We start from the raw sequence: 23,636 nt of genomic DNA on the forward strand, positions 1-23,636 counted from the left end.
ATGTCACCAAAATGCCAGCCCCCGGGTGTGAAATACGCTCCCTTATGGGACAGGCAACAGGTGCACCTTGGTTAGCTCATGGCTTCAACACCCGGTCATCCTCACAGGCCGCATCGTCGAACTTCGGCCTGTGGAAGAAGAAACCCTGGATGAACTTTTCAGCGTAGGCCGTGACCGTGCCATCTGGCGATTGACGTCAGTTGACTACTCCGACCCCGCCATCTTCTACCCAAACTTTACGGCGGCCCTGCATGACAGGAAGCTCGGCAAGGCCTACCCGTTTCTGCTGTGTCTTCGCGGCAGCGGCCGAATCATCGGCACTACCCGGCTCCTGGACATCCATCCCCACGACAAGAAAATCGAAATCGGCGTCACCTGGATGGCGAGCGAATTCTGGGGCAGCGGCGTCAATACGGAATGCAAGCAACTGCTGCTTGAGTATTGCTTCGAGACCCTTGATGTCAACCGAGTCCAGTTTCGTGCCAAGGCGGACAATGTCAGATCCCGGCGTGCACTCGAAAAGATCGGCGCGACGTTCGAGGGCGTCATGCGCAGAGACAAGATCGAGCCCAACGGCCATCCTAGAGACACCGCCTTCTACAGCATCGTGCGCGAGGAATGGCCGAGCGTGAAAGCATATCTCGCCCTTCAGCTTACCCCCCGTTGAAGCCGATCTGACGGCGGAACGCTGGCGCTTCCGCGCACAAAAGGATGCATGCGGCCATTGCCTCCCCCTTCAATCACACGCCGGCTTCAGCCTGAAACAAACAGGCCGGACTCACGAATCTTCGACGATGAGTACGTCCGACCCAACTTGATTCACAAAGACTGCAGAGATGAACTGACGTTTGTTTTTATCTATATCCAGGCATCGCCTCTCTTTTGGCGATACCGCTATCTATAGAAGCTTGAAATCCCCGTCCGAAACGGCAAAGAACACGTTGTCGTTGCAGCTGACCCGAATGCGTGCACGGGATGTTTTCTGGAGCCAGTCCGGGACTCTGATTGCGGCAGATCCCGTATTGGGCGTGGAGGCTAGCAATGGCTGCAATAAGTAGACGCGGCCTCCATCGATCGATAAGTCGACTCGCACATCCCGGCACAAGATAGGGGTATCGGCGGTACCCGCGACGTTCCATTTCACCAGTTTCTTGTCGCCTCCTCTCCATACCGTCGCACCGGTGGGATAGGTGACGGCAAACGCCTCTCCCGTGTCTTGCACATGGATTTTCTGATCGCGATAGGACGTCGAGGACTGACCCTCCAGGTTGTCACGCACTGTCAGGCGAAAATTGAGTTCGCGTGTTGTCGATGGATAGACTTCGCCCAGCCCCAGATCGCGAGTGCCAAGCACTGCCTCCAACTCGGGAAATACCCGCGTCCCCCTAGCGGATGGCGGGAAGGATCGGAAGATGGGCCCTTGCCCTTTATCGACCAATACTTCGTCGCCCAGTTGCTCAGGACCTACGTCAATCTGCTCCCATGAATACGTCAACTTCGCGTTGCGGTTTTCCGAATGTGCAGATCCGCTCAAGGCGAATGGCGTGTGCGCAGGGATGAATATCTGCCTATCGCCATACTTGATACGAATCGACGGTGGCGCATTGGGATTGACGGTCCTGCTTCCGCACTGCAAGCCCACGCCAGATGAAACGAATTGCCGAATCTGCGCGATGTTCACCCCGTTGAAATAGGAGTCGCGGTGGTCTTGTAGTTCATGAAGCACGTTGACCTCCGGAGGGTATTTATCCAGAAAGAAACACCCACCGGCATAACTCATCACGCTCGATCCGCTACCAGGTTCGACAGCCGCTTTGCCATCACGCACACAACCGTTAAAAATATGGTCCGCGCCGAATTGATGCCCTAGCTCATGCGTAACCGTAAGGATGAAGCCTTCGCCATATGTCGGAGCCCCGGTCAGATCTTGCAGCCCAGTCGCCGAATCTGCCTTTGTATCCGATTGACAGGCTGGCATCCCATTGCCGTCAATCCCATCGGTGAATACATGACCGGCATCAAAATTTTCAATACCGATGACCTTGCTCAATGTTTCCGTATTCTTCCTACGAACGAAGCTGTCATTCTCCTTTTCTTCATCGGTTCGCGGAACATAGGGATCGGATGTCGGATCGGTGAATATGATCTTGTCGTTGTCCTCGACAAGCGTGAAATGTATCCCGACATCGCGCTCAAACACGGCGTTCGAACGGTTAACCACCTGCACGACACTCGCCAGACTGTTGGCCAATGATTGGCCAACGTATTTTGAGTATCCGCTCGTGGCAGCGATGGCAAGACGATAGTTGCGGAGGCTGTTGTCGTAACCCTGTGCTCGATGGATCGCCTCGTCGCGTGCCGTCGATGCCGGCATCCCGGCCCCATCGCCCCGCATCCAGGATGCGTAGAGCGACACCGTCGCAGCTGAGGTATCGGAGGTTCGCGTACTGATGTAGGTGTTTTTGTCGACGGCGACACCATGATTCATCTTGAGCGGCCGTATGAACCACATGCCATCCAGGTCATAGACCGCAACGTTCAATCCGTTGTCCGAGAGGTCAACACGCGCCTCACGCCCTTTGCTATCACGCCCTTTCAAACTGCGTATCTGGGGATACTTCTTGGCGAGTCCGGGCGGAAGGACACCGGAATCACTCAGTACAAATTCGGTGTCACCGCCTTCCGGCAGAGGAAGCCTCAACTTCATAGATTGATTGCCCCCGCCATGCGAGTCCTTTCGATTAAGCAGCCGGTTATGCAATGAAAAATAATCGAGATGAATGATCAGCGGATTTGAGCGCCCTTCCAACGAATACTTATTGGCACTCAACGAACCGATGGAAGCCTTATTCCGAGGACCTTCCACAGCCAGAACGCAAGAGCATGCCAACACACCACCAGCCACAGCGACGAGCTTGAGCGCGAGCTTGTCGCACGCGATTGCTTTGATCACATCAGTTCCTTTTCCAAAAAATGAATGAATTCCATCAAGACAGACATACATCTATCGATTCATCCCATCGCGCATGAAGAAGAACACTCTCCAGGCGGCACAAGAAAATCCGAAATCACGAGTGCGAGAAGACAACCGAATGCCAGCGCGAACAACGACCACGCACGAAGCCTGGGGCAACATCTCGCTGTTGATTGCATGACCAGCATGGCGTACCAGAGCGACGCCAACGCCCAACAACCGCCGACAACATGTAACGTCATCGATGATGTGGCAATCATCATCGGCGTCATGTTGAAGAGGTACAGACTGGCGAACCACACACCGAAAATCGTGGAGAGCATGACCGCGATCGGCTTGCGGCATACCGATTCCTTCCGCGCACATTCCGAAATGAGCAGCAACGGCATGGCAACAAAGAACAACACCAGCCCGATCACGCAGAAGCGCTTCCCATCCCAGAGCATGTGATTGAGTGTGGTGGCCATGACAAGGCCACCACAAATCGCATTCCACCCCACAAGAGACATCATGTGAATGGCACTCATATCCCTGCTCTCCGATTCCGCCGAGCTGAGTTAGCCGTGAAAGCGCGACTACCGCGCTCAGCCTCAATATCCAGTGCTACGGGCTCGTCGAGTGCTTTCTTCAGCATCAGGCATGCTAAAAGCACGCTCCGCGGGGCGGGCTCTCCCGCTGCTGCAAATCGTGCCGTTCCGATCCGAGGTACAAGTCTCCAACGCACTTGCTCGCTCAGAGTGGGTGCGCCCTGACGCCGCACGCGTGTCGCCGCTGGATGTTGTAGAGACCGGGCGCTTGCTTGTTATGGTTTCGGTACCGCAGGCCGTGACGCCTAGCGCTAGCGTCGTGATACAGATCGATCGAGTCACTGCTGATAACACGGAAAATCCTCCATGGATGCGATTCACGCTCATCAGCGCATGGTCGTCGGAAGACGGCACGACATGCGAGATGACCGACGCCGGGCTTGCGCAGCCCGACGTGGAATCACTATGCGCGTCCCTCAGAAGAGAATCCGTAGCTATTTGAGCGCGACATTGAAACGGAAGATCGCCGTTATGTGATCGTATGTAACGTCACGAACAGCGCCGGTCGCCACACGCAGGCAACGAAAAGCACAAGCGCGCTCCACCCAGCGGAGAGGCCTCAGCCGTGCAACCTCCGCCGTGCCGTTCCGCAATAGTCCGGACGAGTGCCAGGCCCAGACCAAAACCCGGCTGCGATCGATCGAGCCGGCGAAAGGGTTCGAAGACAAGATCGCGCATCCCCTCAGGAATACCCGGACCATCGTCATCGACCGTTACCGTCACGAAACCATGGCGGCTCGCGACGCTGATCACTACGTATGCCGAGGCGTACCGCACCGCATTGGATACGAGATTGGCCAGCGCCAGGCTGATGCTCTCGCGATGCGCATAGACACGTAGTGCTTCAGGAGAGTCAACACGCAGGTGGACACCATCGCGAGAAGGCCAATCCCTTCTCCATTGGGCAAGTAACGCAGCCATCTCCAGCATTTCGCCATGCACACCGGCCCGGCTTGTGCCGAGACGCGCATAGGAAACACTGGCTTCCGCCAGGGATTCGAGATGATGGACGTCCGCATCCAGTTCGCTCAGCCAGCGCTCTCTTTCCACGCGCGGCCCCTGCTCTTCCAACATGGCCAAAGCAAAATGCATGCGAGCCAGAGGCGTGCGCATCTCATGCGCCACCGCCTGGGAAAGTACTTTCTGCCCCTGGATCAGGCGCAGCGTTTGCTGCGCCATATGATCGAGCGCCGCGCCAAGCGGCGCCAGCATCGGTGTACAAATGGCGGGAGTGCGAACATCGAGGTCGCCCGCACTGATCTTTTGCGCCGCACCGCCAAGAATGCGTATGTCGCGCGTGACCCGCCACGTAAGCTGGTAAACCGGCAGCGCGAAAGCCAACAGGGCGATAGCAATGTATAGCGCAGCCTCGTTCTCATCACTGGTGCGCAGCCATCGGCTCAGCAACGGCTTTCTTGGAAGATCCAGCTTGATGACCGTTTCGGGGTCGATGCGGCTGAAACTGGTATGCCCCCGCCGGATGACCAAGCGCTCCAGGTCGGCGGAATCGACGGGCCTTCCCGCGACATAGCGATCGAACTCACCCTGTGAAATCAACTCGAACCGGTCGCCCAGAATGGTCCGCAATCGCTGAGTCACTTTAGGCCATTCATCCCGTGGGGTACGCGTATAGAGTGTATGGATGATCGCATGCCGCGCCTCGATATCTTTCGGCGGCACGCGTTCGTAGCTCTCCATGACACTCAACAAGCCAATGGCGACGGCCGACAACACCACATAGAAGAACAGCACGCCGATGTAATGACGAAAGAAGAAAGCGAGCTGTTTCCGCCAATCCCTCACGCATTCCATCCACTGGCGTTGAAGAGATAGCCTCGGCCCCGCACGGTCTTGATGCGCTCGGGTTCGCCGCCCGTGTCCTTCACCTTGCGCCGGAGACGGGAAATGCGCGCATCGATGGATCGGTCCAGCCCATCGAAGCTGATACCCCTGAGGTTCTGCGACAGCTCATCCCTGCTGAGGATGTTCCCCGCATGCGAGGCGAGCAGCCAAAGCAGATCGAACTCCGAATCGGTCAGATCGATACGCTCATCGGACAGCGTGGCCTCTCGTATGCGCTGGTCGATCGCGAAGCAGCCAAAACGGAGTGACGTCGCATCCTGCTCCAGACTGTCGCGGCGCAGGTGCGCCCGGATGCGCGCTAGCAGCACACGCGGAGGAATGGGCTTGGCGACATAATCGTCCGCACCAAGTTCCAGGCCGAGCACCTGGTCAATTTCCTCATTTCTCGCGGTGAGCATCAGAATCACACCGCCATAGCTCGCCCGGATATCCCGGCAGATATCGAAGCCGTTGCGGTTCGGCAACGCGATATCCAACAAAACCAGGCGAGGCTGCTCCTGCAGGATCACTGCCTCCGCGCGTCCACCGTCGCTTTCAATGACCACCTTATAGCCATGGGTCTGCAAATACGTGGCGACAAATGTGGCAAGACGCGCGTCGTCCTCGATAAGCACAATGTCGGTCATTTTCCTTCCATGGCGAGGCCGTGACCCGGCGTTCCTTCGTGACTACAGGCGTCGATCGCACTGCGGCGGCCGATACTATCGAATCGATACTCGCCAAGAAATCAGAGCCTTCTGCCAGACCATTCAACACTGGTCCAGCGCCCCTAACGACGACGGACTGACGGCGAAACACCGTCAGTCCGTCACGGGTAGCAAGCAGGTACGGCGCATCCCCGCTCAGCCTTACTGATACGCCTCCGTCACCCTCATGACATTCCACCTGCCTTACACCACACGCTGGTTATACGTTGCGAACCGACTGGGGAACCACCTGGCAGTGCTGGCCTCCCGCGCGTACATATTGCTTGCAATACACGTTCACGATGGCAACGGTGTTCTGGGCAGGGTCAATCAATTGGAACTGTTTCGCCACGCCGGGGCCGGTTGAGTTGTCGACGGCCACAGCGACCAACGCCCGCCGGGCCATGCCCTGCTTCCGCAGAGCTTCCGACCTATCGGCCGCGCGCCGCGCTTCCATGTACTGCCTGTGCGTGTTGCCGACAAAGGCTTCCAATCCGTAGCCCGTGCGCAAGTCGACAACGTAGGTTTCGTACTGACCTGGTGGCGCGTTGACGGTGACGTGTTGCAAGTTGGTGGTTTGAAGCTGGTCTTGGGCGGCACTGACGCTACCGACGCAGGCAAGACCGAGCGCGATGGTCGTGGCAATGAGCGGGTGTTTCATGAGGGCCTCCGTTACGGACACCAATGTCCGTTCGGCGATTCTGGGCCGGCGTTAGGAAACAAAACGCCAATAAGACGAGAACAAAACGAGATGACCGCCGTTGAACGCCATCAACAATCTCCGTCTCGTTTCTCGCGATATGCGAGTGCGCGTACCAACATGATGACTAGTGGCATAGGCAGCGTCCGCCCTTCCGCTGCTGTAGATATGCCAGAAGTCACGGTACGATGCTGCATGATCGACGCCCCGGCGGACGATCGCGCATGCGCGCCACCTCATGGCGCGCCCATGGTCGACGTAGTCCGGCTGCCTACGCAGCTTGAATACACGCATCCATCCCGAATGAGGAGAGCCAAGATGGTCAGCAAGAACACCGTTTGTCTCTGGTACGACGGCACCGCGTTGGATGCCGCGAAGTTCTACGCCGAGACGTTCCCGGATAGTGCAGTAGGTGCCGTCCATTGCGCACCTGGCGACTACCCCGACGGCAAGGAGGGCGATGTCTTGACGGTCGAGTTCACCGTGATGGGCATCCCATGTCTCGGCCTGAACGGAGGGTCGACGTTCAAACATAACGAGGCGTTCTCGTTCCAGGTGGCGACCGACGACCAGGCCGAAACGGACCGCTTGTGGAACGCGATAGTCAGCAACGGCGGCCAGGAAAGCGCATGCGGCTGGTGCAAGGACAAGTGGGGCCTGTCGTGGCAGATCACGCCACGCGCTCTAACGGCCGCGTACACCGACCCTGACCGCGCGGCGGCCAAGCGCGCGTTCGACGCCATGATGGAAATGGGCAAGATCGACATCGCTGCCATCGAAGCGGCTCGGCGCGGCTGAGGTCCCTTCCGGCTATCGCTCCTTAGCCGATCGACATGCCGGCGAAGCGATCACCGCTTATGGATTCGGATGATCGGCTTCGTCGGCGCAACCTCGGTCGTCAGATACCCATCGCAGATCAGCCATCTCGTAGAGCGGCCGCATGTAGCGGATGTACCCTAACCATGCGTTCAAGCGGGCGCGTATGCCGCGCTCCGCTCAACTCCAGCACTAGAGCGCATGTGACCGGCGCTCGGAGGCAACCATGTCCAACATCGACAAGGTCTTCGCTGGCTCCATTCCGAAGCTATACGAGACCCATCTCGTGCCGCTGATCTTCGCGCCATATGCGGCGGACTTGAAGCAACGGGTAGGTTCGATGGGCGTGTCCCGCGTATTGGAAGTGGCGGCGGGTACCGGCGTGGTGACACGCGCCCTGGCAACGATCCCGAACGATGCGATGTCGATCGTCGCGACAGATCTCAACCAAGCCATGCTCGACCAAGCCGCGGCCGTGGGAACCGCCCGCCCTGTCCAATGGCAACAGGCAGACGCCATGGCACTGCCGTTTCCCGATGCCCAGTTCGACGCCGTCGTATGCCAGTTCGGCGCGATGTTTTTCCCCGACAAGTCCAAGGCTTTCTCAGAAGCACGCCGCGTGCTCAAGCCAGGCGGCGTTTTCATCTTCAATGTCTGGGACCGCATCTCAGAGAACGAATTCGCCGACACCATCACGGCAGCGCTCGCGACCGTCTTTCCCAGCGACCCGCCCCGGTTCCTGGTGCGAACGCCCCACGGTTACCACGATCCATCGACCATCGCGCAGGACCTGGCGAACGGGGGATTTACCAAATCACCTCGGATAGACATCGTCGCTGCGCGAAGCCTGGCAGCTTCGGCCGATGTGCCTGCGATGGCGTATTGCCAAGGCACCCCACTCCGAAACGAGATCGAAGCGCGCGACGCTTCCCGACTCACCGCGGCAACGGACGTGGCCGCCGCCGCGCTCGCACAACGATTCGGTACGCATGCCGTGGATGGCAAGATTCAAGCGCTTGTCGTCACTGTCGAGAAATGAAGCTCCGCCAGAAACGGGACGAAGATAGTTAGACCCAATGAATCACCTCCGTCCCGTTTTCCATAAACAGCCAGGCTGCCACCCAGGCAAATAGGTACAAAACCAGTTCGGCTCTCCTCGCTGGCGATGGATCAGGCCGCAGCCGCCTGGATCGCCGCGCCGAGTTCCTCGTTTGTATACGCCTTGCCGCCGATACCCCATGCGCCGTCCACCGCATAGGTGACATTGACGTAGGTCCGTTCGCGCGGGTGCGCGCCCGCTTTCAAGGCATCGACGATGTCGGTGACTTCGCTCACAAAAGCCTGTTTGACCTCGGCACTGGGAAACGTGGCGGCAGGCACCTTCACCTCGATCACGGCCAGCGACTGATAGCCGCCGCCGACATAGCTCTCCGACTCCTGGCTCACCATCAGATGCCCAATGACATTAGGGGTCATGAACGCATTGTCGGTAAGGCCGTGGACGCGCAATAACGCTTCGGCAACGCGCGGCAACACATCGCGCTCACCCTGAGCGGTGAGCAAGCCCTTGGTAACCTGGACTGAGATAGGCATAGCAACAACTCCTTGGATTTTCGAAGGGATCGAACCAGAGCTCTTGTTCGTGCGTCACAGCCGCCATATAACGGTCGTGATGTTGGCGATCGTTTCATAACGATCGTTATGTCGTCAAGAACAAAATAGTGATCGTTATGTGGAGACGTCATATGGCCCACCGGCCCGGTAAGAAGGAAGAAAGCAAGGCAAAGATCCTTAAAAGCGCCGGCCGCGGCTTCCGCAGCCGGGGCTTCGGCGGCTCCGGCGTGGACGGGCTGGCGAAAGACGCTGCCGTCACCTCCGGCGCCTTCTATGCCCACTTCAAGTCAAAGGCGGATGCGTTCCGCGAAGCGGTGATCGTCGGGCTGTCGGAGTTGAAGGACGGTGTCGAAATGATGCGCGCCCAACGGGGTCCACGCTGGCACAAAGACTTCGTCGACTTCTACCTGGGCGACCGCCGCACTTGCGACCTGGCCGACAGCTGCGCCTTGCAAAGCCTTTCCAGCGAAGTAGCACGTGCCGACGATGAAACACGGGAGGCCTTCGAGACTGAGCTACGCGGCATCATCGACGCCGTCGCCGGTGGCCTTGAGGGAACGCCCAAGGCCAAGCGCGACGAAGCCATCAGTCTGCTTGCGCTACTCGTTGGCAGCGTCACGCTGGCACGTGCGGTCAAAGATCCTGTCGTCAGCAACGAGATAGCGGCGGCGGTGCGGAAGGCGGCGCTTGGGTTGCATACGCGTGCGCAGTGATCAACCTGATCGGTGTGCGCACTGAGGTGAAGCCCTCCCCCTCTAGGTGGCATGGGCCCTACCCGCTATGCTCGCCCTGCACGGCGCGGGGGCGCCGATCTTCACGGACGACACCATGACGACACGATCCAAGGGCCCATCGGCCGGTTTGGGCTGGCTGACGAACGGCATCACCGTGGGCTTCCGCCATCCGAAGCCGTTGCTAGGAGGGGCAGCCTTCATGGTGGTGGCATGCCTGCTGCCGTCGCTGTTCACGCTACCGATGCAATTCCACGCGACTCGCACCATGACACCGATGAATCCGGCAACCTTTGGCTGGGCCATGGCATTCGCCATGCTAGTCGGCCTGCTGATCGTGCCGCTCTACGCGGGTTATCTGCAGTTGGTCGATGCAGCGGAGCGCGGGTTGCCGGCACGCGCACTCGACATCTTCAACCCCTATCGACAAGGCGAGGCGTTGCGCCTGATCGGCTATGGGCTGGCGATCCTGGTGGCCTACCTCGTCGTGATCGGAATCATTGTCGCTGCCACGGGAGGCGGCATCGCCAGCTGGTACATGGAATTACTGACTGCACAGGCCACCCATCAACCGCCGCCGGCGTTGCCCCAAGGTTTCGGAATCGCCGTAGCACTTTTCATCGTGCTCGGCCTTTTCATGATGGGTTTCTATGCGATCAGCCTTGGCCAGGTGGCGCTGCGCCGTCGCAGCGTGTTCGGCGCCATTGGCGATGGCGCAGTCGGCGCGCTGAAGAACCTGCTGCCGCTGATCGTGTTTGCAGGGTGCCTCTTCCTTTGCTGGATTGTCATGGCCATTGCCTTCGCGCTCCTGGCCCTTGTACTCGCCCTGCTTGGGGCGCTCATCGGCCCGTGGCTGGTGTTCGTGCTGATGATTCCGCTCTATATCGCCATGATGCTGACGGTATTCGCGGTGATGTTTGGGATGATGTATTACCTGTGGCGTGATGTGTGTGGTGACGACACCGTCACTGGCCTGGCTCAAACGACAGCCGCCTGATCCGCACTCCATCGTTGAACCATTGCGCCCGGTCAAGCCGGGCGCAGTCATTTCCGCCCTCCCCTACTAATAAAAGAAGGCAGAGACATTTTCATCTTCTGTAGGTATCTCCGCTCCCCATTAAAACTACTTCCGGGGCGCAACATCCTCCACATGCTGGATGTTGAGGACATAAGGCGTCAGCGGACTTGGATCTGATTGAAAGATCCCAGTGATGGTTGCAACTCCCATGCGCCCTTGATGGTTCATCTGTACGTAGAAGTGATGCACGTCTTTCTGCTTGAACACAGCGTCTGACTTAATAACAAGCTCGATCCCTCGTCCGGGGCATGCCTTGTCACTGATGTTCATGTGATCCTCCCCGAGATAGATAAGCCCACGGAGGCGAATCACTTGATTGACGAATGCCTCAGGTGCCTTCAGCACGCTGCAAACGTCGATAGAGACAAGCTTTGGCTTGTCCTTCACGGCCCCTGCCGATGCAGCAAGGGAAATGCTCAAAGGCAACACAAGAGAAGCCGCCAATATCGAAGCCTTCATTGCGCATCGCTCGGAGGCCAAGGCGAAACAGAAATAGAACGACATGGGATGGCTAAGCGACATTGACTGCTTCCACATCTTTCTCCGGAAAGCCTCAGAACCTACCCCACCACCTCTTCCACGAGGTCATGCAGACAAGCGTTCTTATTTTTTATTTTTCCACGGCAGAAGATACGAATCTTCTACATGCATGTCATCAACGGCGAAGCGGAGTTCGCCCATGGATCTGACCAGGCGCCCACAGACCATGACATTTTGCCGGTAGTACCGGACCTTACTGATGTCCGCTTTGTACTTCGCACCCTCCACAGGGTGAAGTTTGGCGAACAGATCGCTGACCACATTGAAAGGAGGCTTGGCCGACAGGTTATGGCGCTTGTTGTATGCAGTGGACTCGTCGTCCGCTGTTGTCAGGACTGAAAAACCCGACTTTTCATCAAGCGAGATGCGCGTGTACGCCTTCGCATCGGTCCTCAAGATGGCATGCGTTTGAATACGCTGATTGAGAAATTCACCTGGTTTCGAGAGCACCTGGTCTAAGGGGGTAAATTTTGATCCCTCACAAAAATCAGCCCCGGTCACTTGTGCCGAGAAGATATACAGCAAACTGATACAAATGATCCGAGCTTTCATGGGCATTTACCGTTGTGGCAATACGCATTGGTTGAAGCCTCGGCTTCGCCATACACAGCCTTCATATTCAAGCGGTCCAAGTCCCCCTGGGATCGTTCTCGCCCATGCCCTCCCAGATGGGTGTTTCAGCACGAACACCACGAACCTCGTGCCAGAACTCGTTTGACACATCGTGCGGTTTATCGCGCGCCTGGCGCCTCATACCCCCTGAAGGATGAGTACGCAAGCGGCATCCCTGATCGTTAAGCGGGTTTTACCCGTCTCGCTATTTGAAAACAATGGCATCAAGATCCCCCTTGCGCCCTTGCCCATCCGCGACTCGAAAAGCGTCCAAACGGCTAACGTCGGGGCCGGTGCCATCGACAGCTATCCAAAACGACGGCGAGTTCTTCCGCGTACTTGGCGAAGCACGCAAACACGGGCCTGGCATCCACCTTCAGCGGCTTCGCCTTGGGATCGGCACCGTCGGCAAGATCGGCGAGTTGCCATAGCGCGTCGCGGATCTCGCAGAGCTGGCGGTGGGCGTGTTCGGGGAGGTCGTAGTGCAACGCGACGGGCTGCGGCTTGCGTGCGATACCGGCCATGGTGGTGTCTCCTTGGCGTGGACTCGTTCGTTTCGCCCAGGTGCGGCACACCGTGTGCAACGCACGACGTGCCGCGGGGCGATCACAGGACTCAAGGGCTCACCGACGGCTCATGCCTGAGCGCCGATGCGATGTGATTAAAGAAGTGGATCGCAGCGACCGCCCTTGCCATCGAGGCACACGGCAACGTGCCGGGTGCAACGGCTTAAGTGGATTCGCATGGAAACGGCAGCGCCGCGGTTCCTCAATCGTGTTCGCTGATAGCGCGAACCGCCCGGGTTATCGGTGAGGGTGCCGCCGAGGGGTTCGGCGGGCGAGCGAGTGCCGTATGATCTGGCTTAGCCATATCAACTCCTTACTAGTTGGTTTGGTTAGCGGGTCAGGGGTGCGTCAACACCTCTGGCTCGCGCTTCTACACTGCATCGCTGCAATGGTTGCTTGCGTCGACGTGCTACAGACTCCGCAAGCAACGGAACGAAGCTAGCAAAAGATCGGATGGACGTCTGTAGGGGTTGGCCTGCATGGGGCATGAGGAATGTGTCGTCGACTTATGCCGTATGCGAAATCCATACGCGTAGCCGCCACATATTGCCCTCGTACACCACATCAAGCTAATGAATGGCTTTATTCATGCCGACAAAAATCAATTCATAAGTTCAACAAGATGGTCTCAGCGACAACATTCTTGTACCAATCCTCTGGCATCACGCGCCAGATTTCATGCGCAAACTTGATGCGACTCATCTCACCCCGTAAAACCATCTCGCGCAGATCTTCATAGCCCTGAGCAGCTACGAAAAACGTCAGCATACGGTCGCCCAGAAAGTAGAACTCATCTTCGCTGATACCGCGCCGGACAGCATCCTCGAGCAGAAGACCGTACAAGAAAGCCCACTCGTCTTGGTCATCCCCTTGTTCGGCGCCGAATGGAAGAGACATATCTGGACGACCGTTGAACTCGGCATGCACCCGCCGATGACATCGGTGACACAAGGTAATGCCATTACCAATCTCGAAAGCTCCCCACGGAAAGAGCGTTTTCCGTACAACGTGATGCGCTTGAAGACCTTCAACTGAATCGCAGCACACGCAACGGTACAGATCCCGTGTCTTAATGAAGCGACTCCACAGCTGGAGAATCCACCTGCCCGATCGATTCTTCTGGACAGCCGACGTCAAAGCGAGTTTTCGCCTCCGAATATCTTCCAAACCAATCACGGATGGTGAGCTCACGCGGACATCCATATCAACTCAACACTGGAAGAGCTTCAAAAACAGAGACCTCTACTGGGCACCTCAAGAAAAGCAGCTCCCTAGGCCAGTCATTCTCCAAGACGGCACTTCGCGATGATCAATCGGCCGCGCTTGATCGAGCGCTTTTCGCCGTCAAATAGGCTGATCATTGCCACACCACATATCAAGGAACGCTCAGGACACGACTCAAAGGGGCAAGGCATCCTTAAATACCGCTTTGAATTTTTTCGACGAGGGACGCAACCGTCGCGTCGATACGACTGGGGGTGACCTCACATTCCCAAACCACGAAGACTCGCCATCCAAGCTCAACCAATCGAGCCTGGTTCAAGCTATCCCGTGCCACATTTGCTTCAAATTTCTTCTGCCAGAACTCGCTATTGCTCTTCGGATTGTTGGCCACCATGCAAGCCCAATGGTGATGCCAAAAGCAACCATGAACAAACACCACCGCACGATACTTGGGCAAAAGAATATCGGGCCGTCCGGGCAAATTCTGTCCGTGCAGCCGATAACGAAAGCCAAGGCAATGAAGTTTCTTCCGCAAGCACACCTCGGGTTTTGTGTTCTTTCCCCTGATGCGAGACATTCGTATAGAACGCTCAGCTTTGGACAGAAAGTCAGTCACTTCCTTACACCTAAGCCTCAACCGGTCCGTCTGACTCAGCAGCCTTGTCTAGCGCGGATTGAACGGTTCGGCTGGCCAACTCCCTACTGATGTCATTGAACGCTAATTTGTACTCAATGATCTTCTTGCGAAGAGCTATCCCCACCTCATCACTGAAGATGTAGCTCTTTCCCTGATATTTAAATATTTCAGTTCCATTGTCCCCGGGCTCAGGTACTCCATGAGCGAGGAAATTTCGAGGAACAAGGATCTCTTTAACATAATCGCCAAGCTGCACAGACTTAAGCGTCTCGTGATGGTCCTTGGCCCTATTGTAATTTGCCCATCGCTTGTTGCTATCACAGAGCATCAGTAGGACATCGACACTGGGAGCTTCCTTAAAGGAATCCAACTTCTCCTTATGTTTCCCATGAAGCGCTTCAGAGGCTTGATGGAAACGATCAAATACGTCACGACGCTGCTCTGGATTCAGGCTGTCGATTGCAGTTCGGACAATCACATCTAGTGAATGATCCAGATCACCGACCTCGGCCATCACTATGCCGCGCATATTCCCGACATCCAACACCTTCCGAAGCGTTTGCAGACCGACTTTGAGAATCTTCTCAATAATTACAGTCTTGTTCGCGATGTAGATGCCTTCGAGCTGGTATTTACCAACGGCCTCCCAAAGCGACGACGACTTGCCCGCTGAATAAAATATAATCTCAGTGTAGACCTCTTGATCTCGAATCTTCGCAATAAAGTCCTGACCTTGCCCGTGCTCTTCCAAGTTATAGTCAACAACAATGAGGTCATAGTCAGTAAAAGGACTTCTCTTTAAAAAGTCGTCTGGATTGCTAACAAACTCAATCTCCGGCACAAAGCCCCACCCATCAATCCCCTGTCTAAGCGGATCAAAATCGATGGACTGATACATCTCTTCATTGTCATCAAACCAGAGAATTTTGTATTCAAGCTTCATCGTGTTAGCTCCAGCAACATCTCCATCCCCTTCGGCTTCTGAGGTATCGCAGTAAGCCGCCCGTCCATTGATTCAACTATACGCCTAGCATGGAACAAACCTAGCCCCGATCCAGTTGATGTAGTTACGCCCATTTCAAAGATCGACTCGACGTCAGCAACCTCAGGCGAAAGACCTTTTCCATCATCCTTGAAACTGACTTGCAGGTGATTCTTACCCTCAAGCCTCATTTCGACGTCAAGTCGCCTGGACATCGCCTTGACGGAATTACTGACCAAATTATCGATAAGTATCGACAGCTCTAGCTTGCTAGCCTTGATTTCGAACGCTTCATTCACAGAATTATGGACACGCACATTTAGATCGGTGGCGGTAAACTCTTTTGCAATATTCAACAAATACTGCTCGATAAATGCCGGGATATCAGTCAGTTCCTTCTTCAGCCCCGACCTAAAGTTGGCTTTACTCGCGTACTGAGCAACAACGGATATCCGACGGTTAGCCATCAAAGCCTTCTCTATGTCCTCAATGATGGGCCTCGAATTTGGCATCCCTCTAAGAGCCTTAATAGCTTTCGCCAGATGGTTGGCAACAATTGTGGAGTCGTGATTGATCTGATGATGAAAATTCACCAGTTCATCTACATTTGCCTGCGCTACCGATTGCAGAAAAAGCGTTTGCGCACGATATGTCTCTGTTTCTCCGCGCAACTTCTCAACATCGCGCTGTTGCTTCGCCGTAACAACCCTGAGTTCCGCAACCTCCGCCTTGGCGGCCTTTGTTTCTTCTTCCTTTTTTTGCAAAAGTTTTCTAATTCTGGCAAGCCCCCTCTTTAGGTCGCCATCCAGTTGGTCAGCTGACGAGCCTTCAATCTGAGAGAGAAGTTGACGAACTTCTTCACTTCTTGTTTCGTATACGGCTTCAAGAAGGGATGGGTTAAACCAATAACTGATGGTTCTCGATGGATCACCCCCTATCAATGACATGATGGAGAGTGCAATACGCTGCTGCTTCCGCTCGCGTGACTCAACGTAGACTTCTGGTGTATTCCCCCAATCGAGGCCGTCGCTTTTCCGAAGCTCTTCTCGCAGAGAATGAGGAACGCTATCCCAATCAAGGCCATCAACAACGAATCGCTCAAGCTTCCTCAGCGTCTCTATGAAGAACGCATTTTTGAGTTCAATAAAGGCGGGTGTGTTTTTCAATCCTTCTCGGCTGGAGACAGGCTGAAAAGCATCTTGGTTATCTGAAATTTCGATACGGCCCACGATGTCGCGGCTCGACAAATATCTGGTTGTACCCTGCGTCTTTCTAACATCCAGACCCAGCCAATCATCGCCACGGTCACCATAGGGCGCAACGCGAAAGCCATTTAAGAATAGAAAAATGGAGCCAAAATCGACGGATCGTATACCAGTTTGTCTGGTGAAATAAGCTTTCTTATAGGAATTAAGATAATAGATGATCACTGAAACATCATCGAGACCGGGGTAGAACTCGTTTTTTTCCTTTGTCCTAAATACAAGCTCACCTTCATGATACAACTCAGTATCAACGATCCCCTCTTCCGCTGACACGTGCGACTGGATGTATGTCGCGTTGAATTTAAGCCTTTCGAAAACTTGATTCCTGACCTCTCCATTGACGGTGTTGTAGTAGAGTTGACCAGCGTCCTTTTGCAGCAATTCGGGCACACGCAACGTGATTTTGAAAGAGTTCCGCTGAAAAAGCTGGTTCGGGTTAAGGAATTTCTCTAACGACCGCTTCAATTCCAGCAACCGATCTCTATTCCAAATGCTGCGCAGCTCGGATATGACAAGAATGGTGCCATTCTTCGGGAATTTTTTGATCCCAGCCATGGACGCCGCTTTGCCATCATCGATACGATTGATAGATATATCGATATCTTGAATAAGTAGGTCTTTGTCGCCCTCAACCTCGAAGTCTTTCCAGTTGATAGGCATATGAAGGACACGTTCACCATCGATCCTCGTTAATAAATCGAGGCGTGCGCCCAAACGATCACAAGAAAAGCGCCCTACGCCTTTATTACCTGCATAGTACGATCCATTTTCTTGTTGAAGCTGCCTCTTTTCTGAGTAAGCAATGTTGAGCCATTTATCCCTAATGTCGTGAAGACTCATACCAGTGCCATGATCTTCAATGATTATGCGACTCTCATGGCCCGTCTTGCTACTTGAAGACAATTTCTCAAATGTGATCAGTACCACAGGAGAACGGGCGTCATAAGAGTTTTTCGCCAATTCAACAATGGCGATGTTGTCGTCGTTGATTAAGTCCTTGCCGACGAGATTCTTAAGCAACGTGTTGGTCTTGAAATGGTAGGTCGTTGCCATGACGCCCTCAGGAAGCAAGCTGCTTCAACATTCGGCCAATCGCCTCTGCAAACAAGGGTGGAACAGCATTCCCTATTTGCGTATACCTAGGACATTCGTTCTTGCGATTTGGCCCACCAGTGGTGTACTTACCGGTGAACTGATAGGTGTCGGGAAAGGTTTGAAGTCGAGCGCTTTCGCGCGCTGTCAGAATTCTGGGTTCGGAATAATGAATAATGTCGTCGGGAAGTGTCGTTATCGTCGCAGATGGCAACGTGCCCTCCAGGGGAGTGATGGCATGTTTCTTCAACTTGAGGCGCTTTCTGTCGAGGTCAGTAAGCGTCCGCCCTTTAACACAGGTATCCATAATCAACTTGAACTGCGTCCTTGTTGATTCATTGTGATTAGGCAACCTAAGACTGTTGGGCTCAGAAACAACTCCTTTTCGCATTAGGGAAATGAACGACGACCTGTATTTACCCCGCTCATAACTGACCTTATTGAAGCCTTTCAGCGGCGAATCAGTGCACGGCAGTAAGTTGCCACCCTTTATCTCTAGGTCACCAATTGCTTCTTTTACCGATACCGGCCGGTCATACGGAATCCTCTTATTCGCCAAGAAGCGAACTCGCTGCTTATACAGCAAGTCAATTGGAGAACTCCCATCAAGCTTCTTGAGCGCCTTATCGCCACACTTGATAGCAATCAATATGAAGCGCTTGCGTGATTGCGGCACGCCAAATCGACTTAGATCAATCAGATCTGAATAGACCCGATACCCGATCTTCTCAAGACTTTCTTTTACTCTATCTGAGTAGGGTCCAGCATCATGTTCGTCGCTAACGTTCTTCTTAAAAGGGAGCGTAAATCCTCTCACGTTCTCGATTAGTAGAAATCTAGGCTCTAGGAGTCTAACCATCTCAATGTAATCTTCGGTCAGCGCATTTCGGGGGTCCGACTGAGTGCGCCGACCAGCCAATGAAAAACCTTGGCACGGGGGGCCGCCCGCCAATAAAGTTAATTTACCTTTCATTTCCGCTAATTCTTTACCGTAGCCGCCCAGAAGATCACTGGTCGCTATTTCCGATTTTGGCAACCATTGAGGCCAGGCAAACTTTCGCTTTGAAGGGCGGCCATTCACCAGATTCGTTGCAAGAGTCCCAAAGGCATCAGCGTGCCTTTCAATTGCAAACGTCCCCTTCCATCCTGCATTCACCAAACCCAGGGAAAGCCCACCACAGCCCGCGAATACGTCCGCAAAGGTTATACTTGCCACTTTTTTCGCGGAAGTATTTTTTCTTTTTTTCTTTGCATCCATGGAGTCATCCTGAAGCCAATATATTTCTGCACCACACCAACTTAATCCCAAGGCCGGAAATTAAAGACCCAATCAATCTCAAGATCTTCTACAATCACATCAAAAATTCTATTTGCCAAATATTGCCATACCTGACATAGCCGGGACCATACTTAATGAAAACCAATAAAAATAACGGCACTTTGCGGCAGCCAGTAATCGCATTTCTCCAAGCAGCGCAATAGCGATCATTTCCATTCCTCCCATTCCCAGTCACCCATCCAATCACGCAGCACAAATCTGAAAGCAATATAATTTCATTATTGGTCGAATACTTGATTTCATTCAACTACTAGGCCCGGCTTTGCCGATAGCGATGCTGGGGATGCTTGATGATGAGGAAGCTAGCAATGCCGGCGATACGGCCTGCACGGCTCACACGAACTGATAGCACGGTTCTTTGTCCAACCGTCCGATGTGCTCAAGTGCATCCATGGCAAGGGCATAGCCCGCCTTACCATCAGCTTCGATTTCAGCTGAGCCATCCGCTCGCTGGATGATTTTGTAATCCTCGAGGCGCTGAGTCCCAAGGATTTCAGAAATTATTGGCACGCCATCCCTAGCCACCACACCCAGCCCCCCAGCATGTGTGAAGGTTTGAGCATACGCCTAGGCAACTTCTAACGCACGCCTTGGGCAGCGAAGAGGTCACGGATACGAAGGCTCTGTTTGGCCCCTGCTCCATTCGTTTAACGGGCAATCTAAACTGAAAGACGTTGGCAAAAATGCCAGGCGCCCGAAGGAGCAAGCTGCAGATAGTTCGGAATACGTATCTCGATCGGTGTGTGCCGATTTATGTACCAGCAGACTTTTATCCGGCCCCAAAAAAAAGACCCTGTAGAACAGGATCTTTGTCGTACTGGCGGAGAGAGTGGGATTCGAACCCACGGTAGGCTTACACCTACGGCAGTTTTCAAGACTGCTGCCTTAAACCACTCGGCCATCTCTCCGTATTTTGTCGTTGCCCGGCTTTGCGCGGGGTAACGTTTGAGCCGCGACATCTTATCAGGAATGCCGCGCCGCCCCCTGCCCTTTCTTCGAGAGCGCCAGCAGCGCCCACAAAATAATGCCTACCGGAATCGCCGCCCCGATCAGCGGCAGTAGCAATACCGGCTGGCGGACCACCATGGGCACCAGCTGGGTGGCGGCGGCGAAGCCGATGACCCAGAAGCGCAGCTTGCGGCTGTGGCGCGCGAACCAGAACGCGCCGATCACCAGCACGGTGGCGGCGCTGGTGAGTACGAGGTCCACAGTGGGCAGCGGGAACATGCTGATCAGGCCGAGGCGGGTCAGCAGTTCGGTGGCGAGGATCACCAGCAGCGTGTAGCTGGCGGTAAGCTCGACTTTGTCCCAACGGGCGGTGCTCATGGCGTTCGCGCTCAGGCGATTTTTTCCAGGCCGTGCATGTAGGGGCGCAGCGCGTCGGGCACGGTGATGGTGCCGTCGGCGTTTTGGTAGTTCTCCATCACGGCGACCAGGGTGCGGCCCACGGCGAGGCCGGAGCCGTTCAAGGTGTGCACCAGCTCGGGCTTGCCGGTGGCGGGGTTGCGCCAGCGGGCTTGCATGCGGCGCGCCTGGAAATCACCGCAGTTGGAGCAAGAGGAGATTTCGCGATAGGTGTTCTGGCTGGGCAGCCACACTTCGAGGTCGTAGGTCTTGATGGCAGCGAAGCCCATGTCGCCGGTGCACAGCAGCACTTTGCGGTACGGCAGGTTGAGCAGCTGCAGCACTTTCTCGGCGTGGCCGACCATTTCTTCCAGCTGCGCGTGCGACTGCTCGGGCGAGGCGATCTGCACCATTTCGACTTTCTCGAACTGGTGCTGGCGGATCATGCCGCGGGTGTCGCGGCCGTAGCTGCCGGCTTCGGCGCGGAAGCACATGCTGTGCGCGGTGAGGCGCATGGGCAGTGCATCGGCTTCGACGATGCTGTCGCCCACGAGGTTGGTGAGTGCGACTTCGGCGGTAGGGATGAGGTAACGCTTGCTGTCGCCCACCTGGGTGGAGAACAGGTCTTCCTCAAACTTGGGCAGCTGGCCGGTGCCCTGCATGCTTTCGGCGTTGACGATCAACGGCACGTTGCATTCGAGGTAGCCGTGCTCGGCGGTGTGCAGGTTGAGCATGAACTGCGCGAGCGCGCGGTGCAGCTGGGCCAGCTGGCCGCGCAGCACGGTGAAGCGCGCGCCGGAGAGCTTGGCGCCGGCGTCGGCGTCGAGCCAGCCGTGGCGGGCGCCGAGGTCGACGTGGTCTTTCACGTCAAACGCGAACGCGCGCGGGGTGCCCCAGCGCAGCTGTTCGGCGTTGTCGTTTTCGTCCTTGCCCTGCGGCACGGACTCATGCGGGATGTTGGGGATGCCCAGCGCGATGGCGGCGAGCTTGGCTTGCACCTCGGCCAGCGCGTGTTCGTTGGCCTTGAGCTTGTCGCCGATACCGGCGACCTCGGCCATCAGCGGCGCCACGTCTTCACCCTTGGCCTTGGCCTGGCCGATGGCCTTGGAGCGGGTGTTGCGCAGGTTCTGCAGCTCCTGCGTTTCGGTGGACAGCTGCTTGCGCTCGCTTTCCAGCGCGTCGACCGCGGCCACGTCGAGTTCGTAGCCTCGGGTTTCCTTGAGGCGCGCGGCGGTGTCGGCCAGGCGCGAACGCAGCAGTGCGGGGTCCAGCATGGTGGGATCCGGGTGGTGACTTGAACGCGGGATTATCGCTGTGGGGGGCGGATTGCCGCAAACGTGGTGTGCGTTTAGCCCCTCCCCCTGCTCGCAGGGGGAGGTTGGGAGGGGGTGAGTACTTGAGGAAGCCTTTCCATTCCGGACGGGAGGCTTAGAAGCGCTTGGATCTGAAACACCGTCTCAAGGGCTTACCCCTCCCCAACCCTCCCCTGCAAGCAAGGGAGGGGGCTGGGTGGCTCAAGTCTTGTGCGTTCGGAAGGAGGTCAGGCTCAAGCCTTGGTCTGCTCTCCGCGTCCCAACCACCAGGCCATGGCGGCGCCGGCGATGAGCCAGCCGATCCATTGCTCCACGAACGCGGACAAGGTGAAGTCCAGCGGGAAGCGGTACCAGTTCCAGTACGGCACCATGGTGCTCAGCCACGCGAACACGGCCAGCGCCACGGCAATGACCAGGCGGCGGGTGAAGCTGACGGCCGCCAGGCTCATCACGAAGGCCAGCACCAGCGCGGACAGCGTGTCGGAGGCCCACTGCCGACCCAGCTGCGGGCCCATCTGCATCATGTCTTCGCCCTGCGGCAGGTAGACCACCCAGGCGTACGGCGAGGTTTTGCTTTTTTCCGAGTAGGCCTTGATCACGGCCTGGTCGGACATTTTGTTCGGGTCCACCGACGGCAGGATGTAGACGCCGGATTGTGTGCCCAGCCCCTGGTGCAGGCTGCTGAGCACCACGTCTTCGTTGGCGGGCTGGTGGATGCCGATGCTGCCCAGGCCCAGGGCCATGTGGGCCACGGCGCCCCAGATAAACATCACGATGCCGCCGATCAGGCCTGCGACGAGTACACGCATGATTCGCCCTCCCCCGTTCAAATCGCTATGGGTGCGGCGAATCTATGCCTGCACTGCGAAGCGCCGCAAGGGCGAACGCAGCAGCGCTCAGAGCCGCGAGACGCCCACCGGCAAGGTCGCAACGCGGTGCATTTCGGCCTCGTCCCACATGGCCGGGTTGCGCAGATAGTCCATCGCGAAATCGTGGGCGTCGCCGCCCCAGAACAGGCGGCCGTCGATCGACAGCGTGGGCACGCCGAACAGGTTTTCCGCCATGGCTGCGTCGAAGTTGGCTTTCAGCTGCGCCTTGACGGCGGGGTCGGCCACGGCAGCGGCGGGGTCAGCGATGCCGAGCTGTTTGGCGACCGGCGCCAGCGCCTCGATGGTGTCGCTGACCTGCCCCTGCCCCCAGATCCACTCGAAGATCGCATCGGTGGCACGCACATCGCTACCGGCGGCGATGCACAGGCGCAGCGCCGCCAGCGGGTTGAAGGGATGCTTGGGCGGAAAGCGCAGCGTCTGTCCGGTTTGCTGCGCGCGCCACAACACGTATCGGTAGGAGAACTCGCGCTTGGCGGGAATCTCCGCCGGGCCTTTCTGCCCCACGCGGTCGAGCACGCCTGCGAACAGGATGGGGCGCAGGGTTACCGGATGCGTTTGCGCCAGCTCTTTGATGCGCGGCCACTGTAGCCAGGCGAAGGGGGAGATGAAATCGAAGTACCAGATGATCGACATGGGTTTACCTCGAGTGTGTGGGGATATTTTTTTCTCCTCCCCCTGCTTGCAGGGGGAGGCTGGGAGGGGGTAAGCCCTTGAGAAAACCTCTCCCGAGGCGCGTTCTCAAGTACTTACCCCTCCCCAACCCTCCCCTGCGAGCAGGGGAGG

23 protein-coding genes and 1 tRNA gene are annotated in these 23,636 nt (G+C 56.3%); 5 read left to right on the forward strand and 19 right to left on the reverse strand.

The features are described from left to right. The first annotated feature begins 130 nt into the window (after positions 1-130). Positions 131-667, forward strand: coding sequence for a GNAT family N-acetyltransferase (locus ISS97_RS19225; RefSeq protein WP_379984569.1), 537 nt, complete (start codon positions 131-133; stop codon positions 665-667). Positions 668-898: 231 nt separating this feature from the next. Here ISS97_RS19225 and ISS97_RS19230 read toward each other — a convergent pair whose 3' ends face one another. From ISS97_RS19230 to ISS97_RS19250, 5 genes are all read right to left on the reverse strand, one after another. Further along, positions 899-2,953 carry a reprolysin-like metallopeptidase gene (locus tag ISS97_RS19230; RefSeq protein WP_379984568.1) on the reverse strand — a complete coding sequence of 685 codons (2,055 nt, stop codon included), beginning with the start codon at positions 2,951-2,953 and terminating at the stop codon, positions 899-901. A 59-nt stretch (positions 2,954-3,012) separates the two neighbouring features. Next, entirely contained in the window at positions 3,013-3,501 is a 489-nt protein-coding gene (locus ISS97_RS19235) for a hypothetical protein (RefSeq protein WP_379984567.1), read from the reverse strand. A gap of 549 nt (positions 3,502-4,050) precedes the next feature. Continuing rightward, the gene (locus tag ISS97_RS19240; protein ID WP_379984566.1) at positions 4,051-5,364 is read right to left on the reverse strand and encodes an ATP-binding protein; all 1,314 of its coding nucleotides are present in this window, start codon (positions 5,362-5,364) and stop codon (positions 4,051-4,053) included. After that, positions 5,361-6,050: a winged helix-turn-helix domain-containing protein gene (locus tag ISS97_RS19245; RefSeq protein WP_379984565.1), complete on the reverse strand. Its 690-nt coding sequence runs from the start codon at positions 6,048-6,050 to the stop codon at positions 5,361-5,363. Before ISS97_RS19245 ends, ISS97_RS19240 begins: the two co-directional genes overlap by 4 nt. A gap of 280 nt (positions 6,051-6,330) precedes the next feature. Then, entirely contained in the window at positions 6,331-6,771 is a 441-nt protein-coding gene (locus ISS97_RS19250) for a hypothetical protein (RefSeq protein WP_379984564.1), read from the reverse strand. Between the two features lie 357 nt (positions 6,772-7,128). Here ISS97_RS19250 and ISS97_RS19255 point away from each other — a divergent pair, with 357 nt between their 5' ends. Next, on the forward strand, positions 7,129-7,608 hold the full coding sequence (locus ISS97_RS19255) for a VOC family protein (protein ID WP_379984563.1): 480 nt from the start codon (positions 7,129-7,131) through the stop codon (positions 7,606-7,608). 244 nt (positions 7,609-7,852) lie between these two features. Then, a complete protein-coding gene (locus tag ISS97_RS19260; protein ID WP_379984562.1) occupies positions 7,853-8,665 on the forward strand; it encodes a class I SAM-dependent methyltransferase in 813 nt (270 codons plus the stop codon). A 131-nt stretch (positions 8,666-8,796) separates the two neighbouring features. Here the strand turns inward: ISS97_RS19260 and ISS97_RS19265 are convergent, their stop codons facing one another. Continuing rightward, positions 8,797-9,219 (reverse strand): tautomerase family protein, encoded by a 423-nt coding sequence (locus tag ISS97_RS19265; protein ID WP_379984561.1) that lies wholly within the window; start codon positions 9,217-9,219, stop codon positions 8,797-8,799. 152 nt (positions 9,220-9,371) lie between these two features. On the opposite strand from ISS97_RS19265, the gene ISS97_RS19270 reads away from it, so the two are divergent. Beyond that, a complete protein-coding gene (locus ISS97_RS19270; protein ID WP_379984560.1) occupies positions 9,372-9,953 on the forward strand; it encodes a TetR/AcrR family transcriptional regulator in 582 nt (193 codons plus the stop codon). Positions 9,954-10,020: 67 nt separating this feature from the next. Beyond that, positions 10,021-10,968, forward strand: coding sequence for a hypothetical protein (locus tag ISS97_RS19275; RefSeq protein ID WP_379984559.1), 948 nt, complete (start codon positions 10,021-10,023; stop codon positions 10,966-10,968). A 126-nt stretch (positions 10,969-11,094) separates the two neighbouring features. Here ISS97_RS19275 and ISS97_RS19280 read toward each other — a convergent pair whose 3' ends face one another. The 13 genes from ISS97_RS19280 to ISS97_RS19340 form a co-directional block, all read right to left on the reverse strand. After that, a complete protein-coding gene (locus ISS97_RS19280; RefSeq protein ID WP_379984558.1) occupies positions 11,095-11,586 on the reverse strand; it encodes a hypothetical protein in 492 nt (163 codons plus the stop codon). A gap of 66 nt (positions 11,587-11,652) precedes the next feature. Beyond that, the gene (locus ISS97_RS19285) at positions 11,653-12,141 is read right to left on the reverse strand and encodes a hypothetical protein (protein ID WP_379984557.1); all 489 of its coding nucleotides are present in this window, start codon (positions 12,139-12,141) and stop codon (positions 11,653-11,655) included. Positions 12,142-12,479: 338 nt separating this feature from the next. After that, positions 12,480-12,725, reverse strand: a complete 246-nt coding sequence (locus tag ISS97_RS19290) for an XAC0095 family protein (RefSeq protein ID WP_379984556.1) — start codon at positions 12,723-12,725, stop codon at positions 12,480-12,482. 648 nt (positions 12,726-13,373) lie between these two features. Further along, on the reverse strand, positions 13,374-13,958 hold the full coding sequence (locus tag ISS97_RS19295; protein ID WP_379984555.1) for an HNH endonuclease: 585 nt from the start codon (positions 13,956-13,958) through the stop codon (positions 13,374-13,376). A gap of 226 nt (positions 13,959-14,184) precedes the next feature. After that, the gene (locus ISS97_RS19300; RefSeq protein ID WP_379984554.1) at positions 14,185-14,607 is read right to left on the reverse strand and encodes a very short patch repair endonuclease; all 423 of its coding nucleotides are present in this window, start codon (positions 14,605-14,607) and stop codon (positions 14,185-14,187) included. A 10-nt stretch (positions 14,608-14,617) separates the two neighbouring features. Beyond that, positions 14,618-15,571, reverse strand: a complete 954-nt coding sequence (locus ISS97_RS19305) for a response regulator (protein ID WP_379984553.1) — start codon at positions 15,569-15,571, stop codon at positions 14,618-14,620. Then, positions 15,568-17,928: an ATP-binding protein gene (locus ISS97_RS19310; RefSeq protein WP_379984552.1), complete on the reverse strand. Its 2,361-nt coding sequence runs from the start codon at positions 17,926-17,928 to the stop codon at positions 15,568-15,570. Before ISS97_RS19310 ends, ISS97_RS19305 begins: the two co-directional genes overlap by 4 nt. A gap of 7 nt (positions 17,929-17,935) precedes the next feature. After that, positions 17,936-19,225 (reverse strand): DNA cytosine methyltransferase, encoded by a 1,290-nt coding sequence (locus ISS97_RS19315; protein ID WP_379984551.1) that lies wholly within the window; start codon positions 19,223-19,225, stop codon positions 17,936-17,938. An 899-nt stretch (positions 19,226-20,124) separates the two neighbouring features. Next, positions 20,125-20,214 (reverse strand) — tRNA-Ser (locus ISS97_RS19320). A 55-nt stretch (positions 20,215-20,269) separates the two neighbouring features. After that, positions 20,270-20,632, reverse strand: a complete 363-nt coding sequence (locus ISS97_RS19325; protein ID WP_379984550.1) for an LrgA — start codon at positions 20,630-20,632, stop codon at positions 20,270-20,272. Positions 20,633-20,643: 11 nt separating this feature from the next. Continuing rightward, on the reverse strand, positions 20,644-21,924 hold the full coding sequence (serS, locus tag ISS97_RS19330; RefSeq protein WP_379984549.1) for a serine--tRNA ligase: 1,281 nt from the start codon (positions 21,922-21,924) through the stop codon (positions 20,644-20,646). Between the two features lie 272 nt (positions 21,925-22,196). After that, complete coding sequence (locus ISS97_RS19335; RefSeq protein ID WP_379984548.1) at positions 22,197-22,772, reverse strand: hypothetical protein; 576 nt, start codon at positions 22,770-22,772, stop codon at positions 22,197-22,199. An 87-nt stretch (positions 22,773-22,859) separates the two neighbouring features. Beyond that, positions 22,860-23,486, reverse strand: coding sequence for a 2-hydroxychromene-2-carboxylate isomerase (locus ISS97_RS19340; protein WP_379984547.1), 627 nt, complete (start codon positions 23,484-23,486; stop codon positions 22,860-22,862). Positions 23,487-23,636 lie beyond the last annotated feature (150 nt).

It is taken from the genome of Dyella koreensis (assembly GCF_044904565.1).
In the GTDB taxonomy this organism is placed as follows: domain Bacteria; phylum Pseudomonadota; class Gammaproteobacteria; order Xanthomonadales; family Rhodanobacteraceae; genus Dyella_D; species Dyella_D koreensis.